Annotated in this window: 19 protein-coding genes; 8 read left to right on the forward strand and 11 right to left on the reverse strand. The window is 62.5% G+C overall.

The annotated features are described in order from the left end of the window. Position 1: 1 nt before the first annotated feature. From ABIB36_RS13945 to ABIB36_RS13960, 4 genes are read right to left on the reverse strand one after another with little or no spacing between them, the layout of a single operon-like run. Entirely contained in the window at positions 2-1,063 is a 1,062-nt protein-coding gene (locus ABIB36_RS13945; protein WP_084346727.1) for an ABC transporter permease, read from the reverse strand. Next, positions 1,060-2,112, reverse strand: coding sequence for an ABC-2 membrane transporter-related protein (locus ABIB36_RS13950; protein ID WP_084346726.1), 1,053 nt, complete (start codon positions 2,110-2,112; stop codon positions 1,060-1,062). Before ABIB36_RS13950 ends, ABIB36_RS13945 begins: the two co-directional genes overlap by 4 nt. After that, positions 2,109-2,966: an ABC transporter ATP-binding protein gene (locus ABIB36_RS13955; protein ID WP_084346725.1), complete on the reverse strand. Its 858-nt coding sequence runs from the start codon at positions 2,964-2,966 to the stop codon at positions 2,109-2,111. The genes ABIB36_RS13950 and ABIB36_RS13955 overlap by 4 nt, the downstream gene beginning before the upstream one ends. Next, positions 2,966-3,361, reverse strand: coding sequence for a GntR family transcriptional regulator (locus ABIB36_RS13960; protein ID WP_084346724.1), 396 nt, complete (start codon positions 3,359-3,361; stop codon positions 2,966-2,968). The genes ABIB36_RS13955 and ABIB36_RS13960 overlap by 1 nt, the downstream gene beginning before the upstream one ends. A 129-nt stretch (positions 3,362-3,490) precedes the next feature. On the opposite strand from ABIB36_RS13960, the gene ABIB36_RS13965 reads away from it, so the two are divergent. Beyond that, complete coding sequence (locus tag ABIB36_RS13965) at positions 3,491-3,949, forward strand: ArsR/SmtB family transcription factor (protein ID WP_084346800.1); 459 nt, start codon at positions 3,491-3,493, stop codon at positions 3,947-3,949. A gap of 29 nt (positions 3,950-3,978) precedes the next feature. Then, positions 3,979-5,016, forward strand: coding sequence for a cation diffusion facilitator family transporter (locus ABIB36_RS13970; RefSeq protein ID WP_084346799.1), 1,038 nt, complete (start codon positions 3,979-3,981; stop codon positions 5,014-5,016). 186 nt (positions 5,017-5,202) lie between these two features. Here ABIB36_RS13970 and ABIB36_RS13975 read toward each other — a convergent pair whose 3' ends face one another. The 5 genes from ABIB36_RS13975 to ABIB36_RS13995 all read right to left on the reverse strand — a co-directional run bounded on the left by ABIB36_RS13975 (position 5,203) and on the right by ABIB36_RS13995 (position 8,927). After that, entirely contained in the window at positions 5,203-6,354 is a 1,152-nt protein-coding gene (locus ABIB36_RS13975) for an MFS transporter (RefSeq protein ID WP_256895593.1), read from the reverse strand. Further along, on the reverse strand, positions 6,351-6,929 hold the full coding sequence (locus tag ABIB36_RS13980) for a Chromate resistance protein ChrB (RefSeq protein ID WP_136171933.1): 579 nt from the start codon (positions 6,927-6,929) through the stop codon (positions 6,351-6,353). The genes ABIB36_RS13975 and ABIB36_RS13980 overlap by 4 nt, the downstream gene beginning before the upstream one ends. 299 nt (positions 6,930-7,228) lie before the next feature. After that, entirely contained in the window at positions 7,229-7,564 is a 336-nt protein-coding gene (locus ABIB36_RS13985) for a heavy-metal-associated domain-containing protein (RefSeq protein ID WP_084346722.1), read from the reverse strand. Between the two features lie 138 nt (positions 7,565-7,702). Next, entirely contained in the window at positions 7,703-7,954 is a 252-nt protein-coding gene (locus tag ABIB36_RS13990) for an SHOCT domain-containing protein (RefSeq protein WP_084346721.1), read from the reverse strand. A 292-nt stretch (positions 7,955-8,246) separates the two neighbouring features. Next, a complete protein-coding gene (locus ABIB36_RS13995) occupies positions 8,247-8,927 on the reverse strand; it encodes an SDR family NAD(P)-dependent oxidoreductase (RefSeq protein WP_084346720.1) in 681 nt (226 codons plus the stop codon). A 134-nt stretch (positions 8,928-9,061) separates the two neighbouring features. Here ABIB36_RS13995 and ABIB36_RS14000 point away from each other — a divergent pair, with 134 nt between their 5' ends. The 4 genes from ABIB36_RS14000 (at position 9,062) to ABIB36_RS14015 (ending at position 13,560) form a co-directional block, all read left to right on the forward strand. Continuing rightward, entirely contained in the window at positions 9,062-9,721 is a 660-nt protein-coding gene (locus ABIB36_RS14000) for a response regulator transcription factor (protein WP_084346797.1), read from the forward strand. Between the two features lies 1 nt (position 9,722). Continuing rightward, complete coding sequence (locus tag ABIB36_RS14005) at positions 9,723-11,114, forward strand: sensor histidine kinase (protein WP_354561910.1); 1,392 nt, start codon at positions 9,723-9,725, stop codon at positions 11,112-11,114. A 114-nt stretch (positions 11,115-11,228) separates the two neighbouring features. Next, positions 11,229-12,593, forward strand: coding sequence for an MFS transporter (locus ABIB36_RS14010; protein ID WP_354561912.1), 1,365 nt, complete (start codon positions 11,229-11,231; stop codon positions 12,591-12,593). A gap of 25 nt (positions 12,594-12,618) precedes the next feature. Further along, positions 12,619-13,560, forward strand: a complete 942-nt coding sequence (locus ABIB36_RS14015) for a TAXI family TRAP transporter solute-binding subunit (protein WP_354561915.1) — start codon at positions 12,619-12,621, stop codon at positions 13,558-13,560. Between the two features lie 18 nt (positions 13,561-13,578). Here the strand turns inward: ABIB36_RS14015 and ABIB36_RS14020 are convergent, their stop codons facing one another. Next, on the reverse strand, positions 13,579-14,688 hold the full coding sequence (locus ABIB36_RS14020; protein ID WP_354561957.1) for a methyltransferase: 1,110 nt from the start codon (positions 14,686-14,688) through the stop codon (positions 13,579-13,581). A gap of 241 nt (positions 14,689-14,929) precedes the next feature. On the opposite strand from ABIB36_RS14020, the gene dapA reads away from it, so the two are divergent. Then, complete coding sequence (gene dapA, locus ABIB36_RS14025) at positions 14,930-15,772, forward strand: 4-hydroxy-tetrahydrodipicolinate synthase (protein WP_502944933.1); 843 nt, start codon at positions 14,930-14,932, stop codon at positions 15,770-15,772. Positions 15,773-15,861: 89 nt separating this feature from the next. Beyond that, positions 15,862-16,455 carry an isochorismatase family protein gene (locus ABIB36_RS14030; protein ID WP_354561920.1) on the forward strand — a complete coding sequence of 198 codons (594 nt, stop codon included), beginning with the start codon at positions 15,862-15,864 and terminating at the stop codon, positions 16,453-16,455. A 17-nt stretch (positions 16,456-16,472) separates the two neighbouring features. Here the strand turns inward: ABIB36_RS14030 and ABIB36_RS14035 are convergent, their stop codons facing one another. Continuing rightward, positions 16,473-17,021 (reverse strand): isochorismatase family protein, encoded by a 549-nt coding sequence (locus ABIB36_RS14035; protein WP_354561922.1) that lies wholly within the window; start codon positions 17,019-17,021, stop codon positions 16,473-16,475.

Below are 17,021 nucleotides of genomic sequence, written 5' to 3' on the forward strand. Positions count from 1 at the left end.
TTCAGCTGAGACGGCGGACCTGTAACAGTCCGATAGCACCTATGGCGACGCTGAAGGTAAGCATCAGCCCAGTTTCAATGGCTTGGAACCGCCAGAAGTCGTCCTCGGTGTAGTAGCGAATGTCGAAGCCATCGACGCCTTGGTCCTTTAGACACGCATCGAATCGATCGGCACGGTTCGTTCTGTCGAGTCGCGCCCGCTCCGCGCGCTGTTCGTCCGACTCATCGGCACGCTTTTCTCCGGATCCATCCTGGTACTGCGGCCGACAGCGTGTGGTTTCGGGCCTTACAGTTGCACCACTCGCATCGACGTAGCCGGCGTCGATGACCCAGGTTCCGTCCGTGGTGTAGTACGGGTTCGGAGGGTATTCGGATTCGCGGTACAGACCGTCTATCGCCTCGCTTCGGACCGTGGGTGTTCCGTAGTGCTCACGTGCGATCCACGTGAAAGCGACAGGGACGAAAAGGAATACGAACAGCGTGGCGAGCATGGCCATGATCCCGCTACGGAACACGAGTGCCAGAGTGCTACCGATGAGCAATACGACGAGTGTGTACGCGCCGAGAACGACACCGGCGGTTTCGAAGTGCGGAAAATCGAACAACGAGAACTTGACGGACGGCTTGCCACTCGTGCTCATTGAATCTCGTGATGGACCCGCGGCCCAGTGCAATGCCAACCCGAGACACAACATTGCACCCGAGATCGGCAAGAAGACCACAACAATGCGTGCGAAGTACCACTGAACCCTGCTTGTCGATTGCGTCAGCGACAATACGTGCATTTGGGAATCCACTTCACGGGCGAACGTGGGGACACCGACGAACATGCCGAACAGTAACGGCAGCAGCACCGCGAACAGCGTCGACAACGTCAACGCTGTTTCTGGCCTGCACGGCCCTACATCGTTCCAGCGCGAACAAATGCCCCCGAAGGACCATGTCCAATTCGGATAGTTCGGAATGTATATCCCCGCCGTCAACGCTGCCACGATCAGGATCACGATGAATGTCAGCGAGACCAGCAGAGGCGCCCGGTTCAAACGCCATGCCGACCAGATCACGGTCGCAACCGTCGAACCGCCAGCGTCGAACCTCCGGCAAGGAGGGCCGAAAGAAGAAGACACAGGGCAGTTTCGGTGAACTGGAACCGCCACAACATCCGGTCCTCGAACAGCAAGTGCTCGTAGTGGTCGGCGCCCAGCTCGGTCAGACATGCGACGCGCGCCTCTGAACGGACGGTCAAGAACGCGTCCACTCGGTCGTTGTAGTCCGCGGTGGTCTCGTCCTCGCGCGGATCAGGCCAGATGTCGTCCTCGCTCGAACACGCGTCGTACGGCAGATCGATGCGCCTCCCTGCGACGTCGGCGTAATAGGAGTCGACCATCCAGCTCGCACGCTGCACATCGGATGGGGCCACCTCGTACGCGACGCTTCGACCGGATTCGCTCATCTCGAGGGTGAGGCGGTCCACCTCGGGCGTCGCGTAGTGCTCTCGAACCAGACTCGGAAAAGCAATGATGACAGCGACGGTCGCAACCATAGTGACAACCATTGCGCCGATAGTGTTGCGTAGCAAAAGCGCTGCCGTGCTACCGATGACCAATCCGAGTGCGGTGTAACCGGCGGGAACGACGCCTATGGTACCGAAGGTAGGGAATTCCAGGCGCGAATAGAACGCGTCGACGAAGCTGGACCCGAATGGACTTGTCCCGAACCGGGACCACAGCACCACATAACCCAGAACCACCATCGCCAAGACGATCGGCGTGAATACGACGAGCACGCGCGTCCAATACCACCGCATGCGCCCGACTGCCTGGGTCAAACCCAGTACGTGAGTTCGGCGTTCGATGTCGCGTGAGAAAGCCGTCACGCCCACGAACACACCGAGGACGACGGGCAGGGCAATGGTTGCCAAGCTTGCAAGAGTAAGCGAGGACTCCGTCAGGCACGTCGTGGTCGACAGACCGAAGCATCGGAACAACACATAATTCGACCCGAGGCGGTCCGCAAGGAAAGTTAATACCGCGATGGCAGTCGCCAGCAACAGCGGTGCCAAGACTCCCAGCAGGATAGTCCCGCGGAACTGCCTCCACGTCACCCAGATCACGACGCACTCCTGACTGTGAGGTGTGCAAGCACGACGTCGTCGAGTGAGGCGTCGTCGACCTGCCACCCAGGTGCCGCGGAGGGCCGAGGGCCTCGCACTACGAACGCAGTGCCGTCGGAACCTTTGACCTCGGCAATTACCGAGCCGAGATTCGCGACGGCTGCAGGATCACCTGACCCGACCAGCACGTAATGGTCGTCGGTGACATCGTCGATTGCTCCGGCAAGTCGAATTCGGTTGTCGCGCAGCAGTAATAGTTGGTCTGCGACGTCGACGAGTTCGGAGAGAACATGCGAGGACAGGATGATGGTGGTGCCGTGCTCGGCGGCGTCACGCATCAAGGTCCGCGCGACGTCGCGTCGGGCAACGGGGTCGAGGTCTGCGAGGGGTTCGTCGAGCAGAAGCACTTCTGGTCGACGTCCGAGAGCGAGCGCGAGTGCGACGCGCGTTCGATGTCCTGGCGATAGAGATTTAACCTGCGCAGACAGCGGGACTTCAGCTGCCTCGACCAGTTCGGAGGCGTAGTCCTGGTCCCAGGAAGGATTGGTACTTCGTCCGAAGCGGAGAATTTCTTTGACCGTGAACCGCGGATACAGTGGCTTGTGTTGAGCGAGGTAGGACAATCCGGGAGTGATCCCGCGTTGCCCGACGCGCTGACCCAGCACGGTGACGTCTCCTCGGTCAGGGGCGAGCAGCCCGACTGCGAGCGACATGATCGTCGACTTACCGGCTCCGTTCGGCCCCACAAGTGCTGTGACGGTGCCACGTTCGACCGAGAACGTGCAGTCGTTCAGGACAGTTGTGCGGCGAAACGATTTGTCGACGCCCGCCATGGACAGAACCGTGTCGGTCATTACTGCTCTCCTTCATTTTGGTAGCGGGAGTCGAGCGCAGAGGCAACCAGAGCTTCGAAGTCGGCTCTGTCCAAGCCAGCCGAGATGCCACGGTCCAACCATCGGTTCAGCTCTCGTTGCAGAGCGGTCTTCTCGGCCATGCCAGGTTTTGCGAGAGTGGCAACGACGAAGGTCCCGACCCCGGGGTGCGGCTCGACCAACCCCTCGCGTTCGAGCTCCCGGTAAGCCTTCAGAACGGTATTGGGATTGATCGTGAGTGCGCCGACTACGTCCTTTGCGGTGGGGAGTTGATCTCCGACGGCCAGCTCGCCACGGCGAAGTGCTTGTTTGGTCTGCAGGACGAGTTGCACATACGTGGGGATACCGGAACGCCGGTCGATCCGGTAGACGATCATGAGCCTCACATTCCACTAGTCTGTTAGTGGAATAAGTATGGCACACGCTGTCGAACCGGAATATGTACTTCGGCAACGAGTACCTGCATCTCGAAACGGCCCACGCGGCGCGTGCGCTACTATCTGCGTATGAATGCAGATAGTCCAGGATGTAGACGCCGCTTACTCGATGACGAGGTCGGACTTGTTGTCGAGGTGTTCCGCATGCTGGCCGACGCGACACGGGTCCAGATCTTGTGGGCGCTGGTCGATCGAGAGTTGTCGGTCAACGACCTTGCCGATCGCGTCGGAAAACCGGCCCCTTCCGTGTCGCAGCATCTGTCGAAACTACGGATGGCGCGTCTGGTCCGCACACGGCGCGAGGGCACGCAGGTGATCTATCGCCTCGAGAACGAGCATGTCCAGCAGCTGGTCACCGATGCTGTGTTCAATGCCGAACATGCCGGCCCCGGCATCCCCGGACACCACCGCGCAACGGCAGGCTTGCGCGAGCTGCACCCACACAATGCGGTCGAACCAGCCGCCAGTTCAGCATCTTCGCTCAATCATGCGGTCGTCGAACGTCATTCAGTGGAGGAGGGGCGATGACACATACTCCCAGGGGCGACGAAGTCCAGATGAACGGCGAGGAGCCCAGCCACGGGCACGGGCACGGGCATGGGCATTGGCATGGGCACGGTCATGCCCGTGCGGGGAAGGTTCATTCGGTAATGCTTGAGATCTTCGCACCACACAGCCACGATGCCGCCGACAGTATCGACGACGTCCTCGAATCCAGCCGAATCGGCATCCGTGCCGTCAAAATCAGTTTGATTGCGCTGGGAGTGACCGCTATTGCGCAGGTCATCATCGTCGCGGTATCTGGATCGGTAGCATTGCTCGCCGATACCATCCACAACTTTTCCGACGCGTTGACGGCGATCCCGCTGTGGATTGCCTTCGCCCTGGGACGCAGAGCGGCGACGCGGCGCTATACCTATGGTTACGGACGCGCCGAAGACCTCGCCGGCTTGTTCGTTGTCGCGATGATTGCGTTGTCCGCTCTGATCGCCGGCATCGAAGCCGTGCGTCGCCTGATCGATCCGGTCCCCATCGAACACCTCGGCTGGGTGGCCACTGCCGGTATCGTCGGGTTCGTCGGCAACGAACTCGTCGCGCTCTACCGAATCCGGGTCGGTCGCCAAATCGGCTCTGCCGCACTGGTTGCCGATGGGTTGCACGCTCGTACTGATGGTTTTACCTCGCTGGCAGTGGTGATCGGTGCCGGCGGTGTGGCGCTGGGATTTCCCCTGGCCGACCCGATCGTGGGTCTGGTCATTACCGCCGCAATTCTCGCTGTACTGCGCTCGGCAGCGCGCGATGTTTTTCGGCGGCTCATGGATGGTGTCGAGCCGGACTTCGTCGAGGCAGCTGAGACAGCGTTGACGCAGGAGAGCGGTGTCCTTGCTGTGCGCAGCGTCAAGATGCGGTGGATAGGGCATCGATTGCACGCTGACGCCGAACTCGATATCGACCCTTCCACCAGTCTCGTCGACGCGCATCGGCTAGCCCACCGCGCAGAGCACACCCTGACCCACACCGTTCCGAAGCTCACGACTGCTCTTATTCATGCGTACCCCGCCCACGAGTCCGAGACGCCTGGCAGACACCTGTGAGAAGCATGTAGCTCCGTTCCCGCAGAGCAGGCAAGTCGCGATTCTTGCTGCAGGAGTGGAGAGTCGATCGTCGGTGGACTGCCGCCTCCAGGTCGCAGTATGCGTACCGTGCTCGCTGGTTCCGTTCAGTTTCGCGCGGTGCTCCGCGGAGTTCCGTTGCTAGTGTTTGGGATCGGATATGGATACTCACCGCCGTGCGGTTGCAACGCCGATGAGCAGCACCAGGGCAGCGAGCGCGCCGAAACCTGCGGTGAGCGTCGCGGCGGCCGCTACCCCGGCGACGAGGAGTGGGCCGCCGGCGTCGCCGAGTTCACGGCCGAGTTCAGCGGCACCCATGGTCTGGCCCATGCGTTCTTCGGGGGTCGAGGCAGCGAGCGAGGCGAACGCTAGGGGAGTGATGATGCCGGTACCGATTCCAATGGCGATGCCGGCACCTAGGAGACCGGCCAGTCCGGGAAGCATCGCGGCGGCAAGGCCTAGAGCAGTCAGACCCAGCCCGGCGGCCATACCTGCCGTAGCGGAGATCGTGCCGCTATCGAGGGCGCGGCCGGCGCGTGGTTGCGTCAATGCAGCGCATAACGCCAGCACTGACACCGCTGCTCCTGTCTCGATGGACCCCAGGCCGGCGGCTGCGCCAGAGACCGGGAGGAATCCGACTCCGACAGACAAAGCTGCGGTTGCAGCAGCGAGCGCAATGGTGGGCCGCAGGAAGTGTGAGTCGCTCAGACGGCGGGCGAGATCGACCACTGTTTGGCGTTGACGAGGAAGTGCAGGCACTGCCGACACGACTGCTCGAGCCCAGATTGCAACAACGCCTGCGAGGACGGTGGTCACAGCGAACAGTAGTGTTAGATCGCCGATCCACACTATTACGCCGCCCAGTAGTGGGCCGGCGGTGTAGCCGAGGCTCTTGTAGAAGCCGTAGGTTCCGAAACCTTTTCCGCGCTTGGCTTTCGGGTTCAGGCGCGCTACCAGGGAGCTTGCTGCGGGGGAGAATGCCGACGCTGCGGCACCTTGCCCCAGGCGCGCGAGCCATAACCAGTTCGTGTCGGCGACGAGGACGAACAGGAGTGAGGCTGCGGCGAACCCGATCAAACCGCCGAGGAGGACGGGTTTTGCTCCGACCTTGTCGGCGAGTGTCCCGAAGACTGGCTTCAGGAGTACTTCGGCGCCGTCGTAGAGGGCCAGGAGTAGGCCGAGGTAGAGAAGAGAGTCGGCGAGATTGTCGAGGTCGAACACGAGGTTCGCTGCGACGGCATGGGCGCCGAATGCCGTGGTGAAACCTGCCGCGTACAGGGGCCACATGCGCCAGCGTTCCACGGCGGTTTCATTGTTCATGCGTGGTGGTTGTTGTCGATGGATTCGGGATCGTGCAGGGCGGCGATCACGCGTTCGGAGTAGTCCTCGAATCGCTGCCCACATTCTTGTAATTCTTCTGTGGCGCGTTCGGAGTTGTTCGCGCCAAATACATCCCGTGCTTTCAGATCACGATGCCAGCGGCGTAGTCGGTCGAGGCTCTGATCCTCTTCTTCGAGTTCGGCCAAGGTGAACTTGCGGATCCTGATTTCCTTGTCGAGTTCAGCTTTGTATTTGGCGCAGTCGGAGAGGAATTCGGTCCAGTCATCCTCGCGTGCAGCGGTGAACATCGCTTCGAACCGGGAACCGTCCTCGGTGGTGGCACCGCTCGCGTGGAGGAAGATGATCTCACCTCCGGCACGTTTTACCAGGGCGCGGGCGCGGTCGATTCCGGTGGAGAACGCAGGCACATTCGGTACGGCCCAGGTGCCTTGGCCGATCGACAATGCGCCGATCTTGCGAAGTTCGCGCCATACCGCAACACGGTGTCGTGATGGTTCGGCCGGGATCTGGGTCAAGATTATTCGCCAGTGGGTAGAGGCTTCTTCGTCGTACACCAGGTAAATGTATCAGCGGCTACATTTGAAAGGAGTGCTCCGGTTACTTTTTACTCTTTCTCTAACGGATGGCGATCGATGATGGCAACTGTGAGGTGGCTGAGCACGCTGTGATCGAACTGGTGGTCCCGCGCCACGTCGGCGGGGAACCACCAGAGTCGAGCGATCTCCGTGGGCGGTCGACTGCGCTCGCATTGGGCAGTGCATATTTCGCGCCGACGCCGGCCGAGGAAAGACTTCAGAACGCCCCAGACTCAGAACGCCTCATATGTGCCTTCATGTCTGGGTTCCCGGCTCGATCAGTCGGAGGTCAAATGGTAGTCACCGGCCTCGTCGAGCGCGGCGGCAACTTGGCTCCGGCTGAGAAGCGACGCGGAGTCGATCGATACCGTCGAAACACCGCCGGCGACGAGTACGACGGTGACATGGCGGACACCCTCGATAGCTTCGACTTCGGTGGTGACTGCCCGCGCGCAGTGCCCACAGGTGAGCCCGGTGACGGCAAACTGCTGACCGGTTGGGCTCGGAGGAACTTTAGTAGCCGTCGAGGGATGCGATGAACCGCAACCACAACCGCAGCCGTTGTTCGGTGAGAGGTCGGTCAAAGTGAGATCCGAGTTGGAGGTGGTGTTCATTGGTCTCCGATCGCGTGCGCGCATACCCATGGGGGGTACCTAATCAGCCGACTATACCCCCCATGGGTATGTAGGTGTCAATGTTGCGAGCAGCCACAACTGGCAGGGCAGCACCAATTTCGGGTGCGTTGGACTTGTTTACTGTTGGCGCAGAGTGGTGAGTCGTGCGCGGTAGTCGTCCGCGTCGATCTCACCACGGGCGTACCGCTCAGCCAGCAACTGCTCAGCGGTGTACAGCACGGGGGGATGCGTCGGCTGGGATCCACGAGCCCCCTGCGATCGGAGTAGCAGAAGCACTCCGGTTATCAGTACACCCCAGAACACCACCATCCCGATGATCATCAACGCATAACTCCACCCACTGGGATCGTTGCCATGCCAATACATCATTTTGTCTGCTCCTCGGACTGTCGGTGGATCGACCAACGGCTGACCTGAATGCCACCGGTGTGCCAACTCGGAAGTCGGTAGTTTTCAGTATCGGTGCACGTCAGGGCGTAAAAATAGGGCCCTTCGTCCTATTTCTCAGAACGTTTGGGCATCGGCCGAGCTATCTGTTGGAGGATTCGATAACTGATTGTGTGGCTCGGTTGGTAGTCGAGACCGAGCGGCGCGGGCCTCATTCCGCAGAGATCTGCACTGCACTCGACACGCCGAACCCGGCGGTTCCCCCGGCGTCGACTCAGCTGAAATCGGTGCTGGCCACTTCGCGGTCGGTACCGACGATCGCCGCGAGGACACGGTCGGCGACCACCTCGGGGCTCAGGCCTGTGGGCATTTTCGGCGCGTTACCTGCGATCGCGCGACCGGCCAGGCCGGTCTCAGTGTGCGGTGGCCGGACGTCGACCACGCGAATCTTGCTACGTCGCGCCTCTTTCGCTGCCGCGATGAACAACGTCGATGCCGCAGCCTTCACAGCGGAGTAGGTCGCCATACCGGCGACCGGTTGCTCGGCCAGCACTGCGCTGATCCCGACGATCACCCCGCCCTCTTCCACGACGTGCAGCGCTGCCCGTAGTAGCCGCAGCGGGGCAAGGAAGTCGATGAGCACCAGGTCGTCCACGGTGTCGTCGTCGATCTCGGCAATCGGACCGAATGCAGCGACGCCGGCCGAGATGACCACGCCGTCGATGCGACCATGGTGGTCTTTCGCCTCCGCAATCACTGACCGCGCCGCATCGGGTTCACGCAAGTCTGCCGTGACTTTGTGCGCGCTCTCGATCCCGAGCGCGTCGAGTCCCTCGCCGGACCGCCCGCTGATGGTGAGCGACGCACCCTGTTGGGCGAGCAGTTTCGCGATGCGAGAACCCAGTGCGCCGGTGGCACCGATGACGACGAACACCTTGCCGGACAGATCAGTCATCACTCCATAGTGCACTTCGCCGGAAGGTCAACGCCGAAGAACTGCGTGCTCCGAACGTGATCTGGCGAGTGCATCTTCACCACGTCGAGGAGGCGCAGTTCAAACCCTTGCCACGCTGGCCTATGTTGGCGTGGATGCGTATAGCGGTGGTGGAGGACGACGACGGGGTCGGTGACGCGCTGTTCGACGCGCTGACCGAGGTGGGACATGCGCCTGTCCGCATGCGCCGCGGCGCCGATTTGTTGCTGAGGTACCACGACATGGATGTCGTACTGCTCGATCTCGGTCTGCCGGATATGGACGGCCTGGAGGTTCTCCGCAAGCTTCGGACGTTGAGTTCGGTCCCGGTGGTGGTGCTGACTGCGCGCGACGACGAACGCTCGGTGGTCCGGGCCCTTCGCGGCGGGGCGGACGATTATGTGGTCAAACCCGCTCGGTTGGGGGAGCTGCACGCGCGACTCGAGGTGGCGGCGCGGCGTCGAATCGCGTCGAGCGAACCTGCCATCGGCGGTCTGGTTCTCGGCGACATCGTCGTCGATCTCATCGGCCGCAGTGCGCAAGTCGACGGACGCGACATTGCGCTGACGACCAAGGAGTTCGAACTCCTCGCTCATCTCGTGACGCGACGCGGTGAAGCGGTCAGCCGGGAACAGCTGATGGACGCCATCTGGGGTGACGCCTACGTCGCGATCTCACGGACACTCGACGTGCACATGACGGCGTTGCGTTCCAAGCTCGCGCGACCCGGCACCATCGTCACCATCCGCGGCTTCGGCTACCGCTGGGACACGTGAGATGCGGCGCCGTGTCCTGGTGGTGCTGATGATCTACTCCACCGTCGTCGTCCTCGCACTATCGGTGCCCCTTGGGTTGCTGGTCGGCCGCGAACGCGCCCAACGATTCGGCGAGAACCGGGCCGCTGCAGCAACCTTTTTCGCCGAACTCAGTTCACGAGAAGGCGAATCCGGTGTACCTCGACTCCGAGAGTCCGTGCAGCGATACAACAGTCTGTACGACGAGGGGATCGTCATCGTCGATCGGACCGGATCGCCGCGTGCGCTGGCAGGGCTGGACATCGAGCGAGCCGACGTGCAGCAGGCGATAGCAGGAGCGCTGCGGAACCAACGTGGGCACCTCCCGTCGAGTGTGACGCCATGGTCGCAGTCCTCGGTGTTGATCGCGGCCCCGGTCGGCGGGGGCACGCAGGTCGACGGCGCCGTGGTGATCGCTGCGTCCACTGATGCCGTCCGCAGGGACGTCGCGGTGGTATGGCTGGTCATCGCTGTTGGGGCCCTGCTGATTCTTGCTACCGTCGCGGTGATCGCTGCTGCCCTGTCGCGCTGGGTCGTTCGTCCACTGACCGCACTGTCCTCGCGTGTCCGTTCGTTCGGCGACAAGTTCCACGATCAGCTGCCGAGTGCTGGTTCCCACATGTCGAAGCCCGCGGAGTACGTGGGGCCGCCGGAAGTTCGAGAACTGTCCAGTGCGTTCGACGCCATGGCCGACGACGTCGAAGCAGCGACGGCTGCGCAGCGCCGACTGGTGGCGGACACCGCCCACGCCCTTCGTAACCCTTTGGCGGCACTGAGAATCCGCATGGATGTGCTGGGCATGAAGGTGCCCGATTCGGCAGCCGACGCACATCTCAAGACCACACTCGAAGTCGACCGTCTGACTACCGTCGTCGAAGATCTACTCGTTCTCGCCGCCGCCGAGACGCCTTTCACGAAGCAGACAACCGGGTGCGACGTAGGAGCGGCGATCGCCGCTCGTGTCGAATTCTGGTCGAGCACAATGACAATGGCGGGGATCGGTGTGCACGTAGAAAGCCCCGAGGAGAACACCCTTGCCGCGATATCGGAGGACGACCTGATTCGAATTCTCGACGCCTTACTCAGCAACGCGACGAAATATGCAGACGCCGGTGCAGACGTCGAAATCGGCCACCGAACAAGCGAAGGCCACGTCACCGTATGGGTGTCCGACAGCGGGCCGGGTGTGCCCGCCGACGAACTCCCGAAAATCGTCGATCGGTTCTATCGGGCATCGAGCGCCCACGGTGAAGGCACCGGTCTCGGCTTGTCGATCGTCCACGCGCTGACCGAGCGGGCCGGCGGAACTATCGAAGTGAGTGCGCGTCGACCCTCGGGTTTGAAAATTAAGCTCACTTTCCTAAGGGAGTGTTAGGAAAGTCGGAACAGCTTGGTTTTGGGCTGTGCCTGCGGTCACAGTATGGGGACTCCGGTTGCCGCTTCGCTCCATGGCAATCCGCCCAACAGCACTCTGTGGAAGGACCAGCCCATGGCCAACGAGGCCACCTCGATCGCCGATCCGTCGCGCCCGACCCCGACTGTCTCCTCTCCCGCTGCCACCCGTCGCGCCGTCTACAACACGTTGCGGGGATCGTCGGGCAATCTCGTCGAGTGGTACGACGTGTACGTCTACACCGTCTTTGCGACGTACTTCGAGAATCAGTTCTTCGATTCGGCGGACAAGAACTCGACCCTCTACGTGTACGCGATCTTCGCGGTCACCTTCCTGATGCGACCGGTCGGCTCGTGGTTCTTCGGCCGCTACGCGGACAGGAACGGTCGACGCGCTGCACTCACGTTCAGTGTCTCGTTGATGGCCGCGTGCTCGCTGGTCATCTCACTCACCCCGGGACGGGAGAGCATCGGAGTATGGGCGGCGATCATCCTCATTCTGAGCCGTCTGGTCCAGGGCTTCGCCACCGGCGGTGAGTACGGTGCGTCGGCGACCTACATGTCCGAGGCAGCCACCCGTGAGCGTCGTGGCTTCTTCTCCTCGTTCCAGTACGTGACGCTGGTCGGCGGGCATGTTCTCGCGCAGGTGACCCTGTTGATCATGCAGGTGTTTCTCGATCGCGGGCAGATGGAGGAATTCGGCTGGCGCATCGCGTTTTTCATCGGCGGTGTCGCGGCCGTGGTCGTCTTCTGGCTGCGGCGCAGCATGGACGAATCGCTGACGAAGGATCAGCTCGCCGCCGTTCGCAGCGGAGTTGATCGAGCCTCCGGTTCGATGAGGGAGCTTCTCAGCAACCATTGGCGCGCACTTCTCGTCTGCTTCTTGGTGACGGCCGGTGGCACCATCGCGTTCTACACCTACAGCGTCAACGCGCCCTCGATGATCAGGACCGCATACGAGGACCGGGGGATGACCGGAACGTGGATCAACCTATTCGGCCTGGTCTTCCTCATGCTTCTGCAGCCCATCGGCGGGATGATCAGCGACAAGGTGGGTCGCAAACCGCTCCTGATCTTCTTCGGAATCGGCGGCGTGCTGTACACCTACTTCCTCATCACGTATCTTCCGACGGCGACGTCCGTCTTCGCATCGGTCACCCTGGTGTGCGTGGGTTACGTCATCTTGACCGGCTACACCTCGATCAACGCGATCGTCAAGGCCGAGTTGTTCCCCTCCCACGTGCGCGCACTCGGCGTCGGTCTCGGCTACGCGCTCGCGAACTCTGCGTTCGGCGGCACCGCCCCGCTGATCTACCAGGCGGCGAAGAACAGCGGACAGGTCACCTGGTTCATCGTCTACGTGACGGTGGTGATCGCAGTATCGCTACTGGTCTACATCTTCGTTCTGCGGAACAAGTCCGAGACCGTTCTCGACCGTGAGCAGGGTCGAGCGTTCGAGTGATCTGCCACGCCTTACAGTGACGAACATGGTCCCGCCCGCAGCGTTGCTCTCCCGCAGAGCCGCGCTGCGGGCGGGACTGCTGGCTGTGAGCGCCGCCGCGGTGGGCACTGCCTGCGCGTCGGATCCGCCACCGCAACTCCGTCTCGCATCAGGTGAGATCGGCGGCTTCTTCTGGGAGTTCTCGGGCCTGCTCGCCGACGCGGCCACCGCGACGGCTACGGCGGAGGTCGTTCCGCTGACCACGGCGGGCTCCCTCGACAACCTGAAGGCCTTGGACTCCCGACGTGCCGAGCTGGCACTTACGTTAGCCGACGCCGCCTACAGCCATCCGAGTCGAGATTTGGTGGCGGTGGGATGCGTGTACGAGAACTACTTCCAGGTCGCCGTGCGTGCCGACTCGGGCATCGAGACGGTGAGTGATCTGCGGGGACGGCCGGTGAGTGTCGGCGCCCCGGGATCCGGTGCCACCCTGGTGTCCCAGCGCATCTTCGACGCTACGGGCCTGTCCGGGCCGGGTGCGGTCCGCGAAGTCCAGATGTCGATGAGTTCGGCGGCACATGCGTTGTCCGACAACGAGATCGACGCCGTGATGTGGGCTGGGGGATTGCCGACCCCGGCGTTCGCGGACCCGCCGATGGCGATCCGGTTACTCGATCTGGGCGCCGTGGTCGCGGACTTGAGGCGCGAGTTCGGGACCGCGTACGAATCGGTCCTGGTACCGGCGGACGTGTACGGCGAACATCCGGAAGTGACGACCGTCGGAATCCCGAACCTGCTGCTGGCCCATCCGGACGTGCCGGACCGGACTGTGGCGGAATTGGTGAGCCTGCTGCTCGATCAGTCGTCGTCGCTGGTTCCCCGACAGGCGATCGGTAGCCAATTCCTCGACTCCCGGTCGCTCGTCATGACCGGCGCTATCCCTCTTCATCCCGGGGCCGAAGCGGAGTACCGCAGGCGGCACGGGTGAGATGACCGGGTCGGTCGGTCAGCGTGCAGCCAGTCGCCACAGGGACGTCGTCTCGCGTGACCGCGCGGCGTGAAAGAGATCGTCGGTGTCGCGCGCACGAGAATGCGTCGGCGCGGTGTCCGTTCTGCCGAGTACTTCCAAGCCGGCGCGGTCGATAGCCGAGAGGAGATCCTCGCGGGTCGCGAGACCGAGGAGTTCGGCCAGATCGGAGATCACCAGCCAGGCCTCGCCGCCGGGTTCGAGATGCTTGGGCAGCCGATCGAGGAAAGCCCGCAGCATGCGGCTTCCCGGGTCGTAGATCGCGTGCTCGATACCAGAGGTCGGTTTCGTGGGAATCCACGGCGGATTGCACACCACCAGGGATGCACGTCCGGCAGGAAAGATGTCCGTGAGCCGCACGTCGACGCTTTCGGCGAAACCCAGTCGCTCGAGATTGGAGGTGGCACACGCAACCGCCCGGGGATCACGATCCGTCGCGACGATGTCGGCGACACCGCGTCGCGCCAGAATAGCAGCCAAAACACCTGTGCCGGTACCGATGTCGAAGGCCGTGGTCGTTCCGTCGGGTAGGGGAGTGTTCGCCACGAGCTGCACGTATTCGCCACGCAGCGGCGAGAAGACGCCGAAGTGTGGCTCGATGCTGGTGTCCAGCGCAGGAATGTGAACACCTTTGCGTCGCCATTCGTGCGCACCGATGAGACTGAGCAGTTCTCGAAGCGAGAGCAATGACGGTACGGAAGCCTCGCCGTAAACCTCACGGGCGGCGAGTGCGACGTCGGGTGCTCTGCCGTAATTCAGAACAAAATTCGAATCGAGTTCGACCAGCAGCATTCCGAGAGTGCGCGCTCGCCGCGCCTGATCCTGTCGATGAAGATGAAAGTCCTGTGCCGGAGTGGACGACGGCCGTCGTGCCCGGGGCTCGGCACGCCGGGTGATCGCCTTCAGCAATTGGCGTGCATTGTTGAAATCGCCACGCCACAGTAGGGACTCACCGATCGACGCCCGTTTGTACGCGACATCGGCGGTGATGTCGTCGCCGACGATTTCGATGGCCTTCGGCGGCGGAGCGTTGTTCTCCGAACGCCACCGCGCCGAGCGCTCCTGCCCGTTCTCGGTCCACACGACCATCGGGCTTTCGAGCGGCCGCGTTGTGGCTGCGACGTTGAGCTGGTTCACAGGGCCCCTTCGGTTGAAATTCAAGTCAACCACAGCGGCCTGGTTCGGCCGGCCCAGCGGCGCCGCGAACACGGGGGACATGGCCGAAGCCCGGGCGTCGGCGCGTTCGTCTACCATTCCCGTCGTAGATCGAACTCTGGACGGAAGGCGTCACGCTGTGATCACCGGAAGCATCGTTGCAATTGTCACGCCTATGACCGATAGCGGCGAGATCGACCATGCATCGTTCGCTGAGCTAGTCGAGCGCCAGGTCAGTGGCGGAACCTCGGCGATCGTTGCAGCCGGCACCACCGGCGAATCGTCGACGCTCTCGGTGGCCGAGCACACCGAGATCATTCGAGAAACCATCAACGTGGTTGCCGGGCGGATTCCGGTCATTGCGGGAACCGGCGCGAATTCGACGTCCGAGGCGATTCACCTCACTCGGGCTGCCAAGGCCGCCGGAGCCGATGGTGCGCTGCTGGTTACTCCGTACTACAACAAGCCCCCGCAAGAAGGTCTGTACCGGCACTTCCGTGCGGTCGCAGAAGCCGTCGACATCCCTCAGTACCTGTACAACGTCCCCTCGCGTACCGGGTGCGACATGCTGCCCTCGACTGTCTCCAGGCTCTCGGAGATCCCGAACATCGTCGGCCTGAAAGAGGCCGCAGGCGACCTGGATCGCGTCCGCGAATTGGTTGCTCTCGAACTCGGAGAATTCGCTTTGTATTCGGGTGACGACGGTACGGCCAGAGCCAGCATGTTGGCCGGTTTCCACGGCAACATCTCGGTGACCGCGAACGTTGCACCGGAGGCAATGGCTCGGATGTGTGCAGCTGCGCTGGCCGGTGACTCCGAAGGTGCGTCGGAAATCGATGCGAAGCTCGTCGGCCTGCACACGGCCCTGTTCGCCGAACCGAACCCCATTCCCGTGAAGTGGGCGCTGGCGGAGATGGGATTGATGCCCGGAGGCATCAGGCTTCCTCTGGTTCCGCTCGACGAGTGGCATTACGAGGACGTCCGGGCAGCGCTTCGTACTGCGGGTTTGCTGGGCTGACGCTCGATCGGTGCGGGTTGCAACGGGGAAGCAACCTGCGCCGACTTAGGTTCGGTGTCCGAGTTCCGAGCATCCAGGAGGATGTAAGAATGACCGACAACGCGACACTTCGCCAACTGACCGGAATGCCCGACGCGCCGTCTGCGCTCGCCGATTCGGCCTTGATCATGATCGATCTTCAAAACACCTATACCCAGGGTGTCTTGGAACTCGTCGGGGTTCGACCTGCATTGGATGCCGCTGCCGACCTACTCGACCGGGCTCGCAGCGCTGGTACCCCGATCTTCCACATCATGCACGACGCCGGGGTCGGAAGTCCGTACGACATCAGCGCCGACATCGGTCAGATCGTCGAGCGAGTCGCTCCCCGCGGCGATGAATCGGTGATCGTGAAGAACTACCCGAACTCGTTCGTGAGTACCGACCTCGACGAGAGATTGCGTGCGCTCGGGGTGGAAAATCTGCTGCTCGCCGGATTCATGACACATATGTGCGTCAACTCCACCGCCCGGGGAGCGTTCAGCCTGGGCTACAGTCCGACAGTCGTCGCCAGCACCACAGCCACCCGGTCGTTGCCCGGTGCAGGCGGCGTCGACGCCGGCGCACTCCAGGCCGCGAGCCTGGCGTCGATCGCAGATCTGTTCGGCGTCGTCGCCCCCGACGTGGCAGCAATCCCGGACTGACGATCAGCCAGGTCGCGTCAGAACACGACGGATTCGGTGTCGATCGTCCCTGCTTCCCGTCCCGGTGCGGTCTGGAAACTCCAGTACAGGTTGGTGTGCGAGACGACCTCTGCCGGGGGAGGGGCTCCCCACTCGGTGAGGTCTTCCGTCGTGTGCGCATCGCTGACGAGAATGGTGTCGTAACCGCGTGTAAGGGCGCCATGCAGGCTGCTCCGAATGCACTGGTCCGTTTGCGCGCCTGCCACGATCAATCGTCCGACCGCAGCCTCGGCCAGAATAGACTCGAGCTCGGTGTCTTCGAACGCGTCGCCGTAGGTCTTGTGGACCAGCGGTTCCGACGCATTCCGCACGAGTTCGGGGACGTACTCCCATCCAGCACTGCCCCGGGGGAGCTGATCGGAGGAGTGTTGCACCCAGACGACCCGAACGTCCTGCGCGCGTGCCCTGTCCACCAATCTGACGATGTTGGTGATAATCGGCTCGGATCCGATCGAACTGGCCATGACATCGATCTGCACGTCGACGACGAGCAGTGCGGTATTTGGGCGGCCGGGCAGCGTGGTCAC

This window comes from Rhodococcus sp. UYP9, from assembly GCF_040547235.1.
Taxonomy (GTDB): Bacteria; Actinomycetota; Actinomycetes; order Mycobacteriales; family Mycobacteriaceae; genus Rhodococcoides.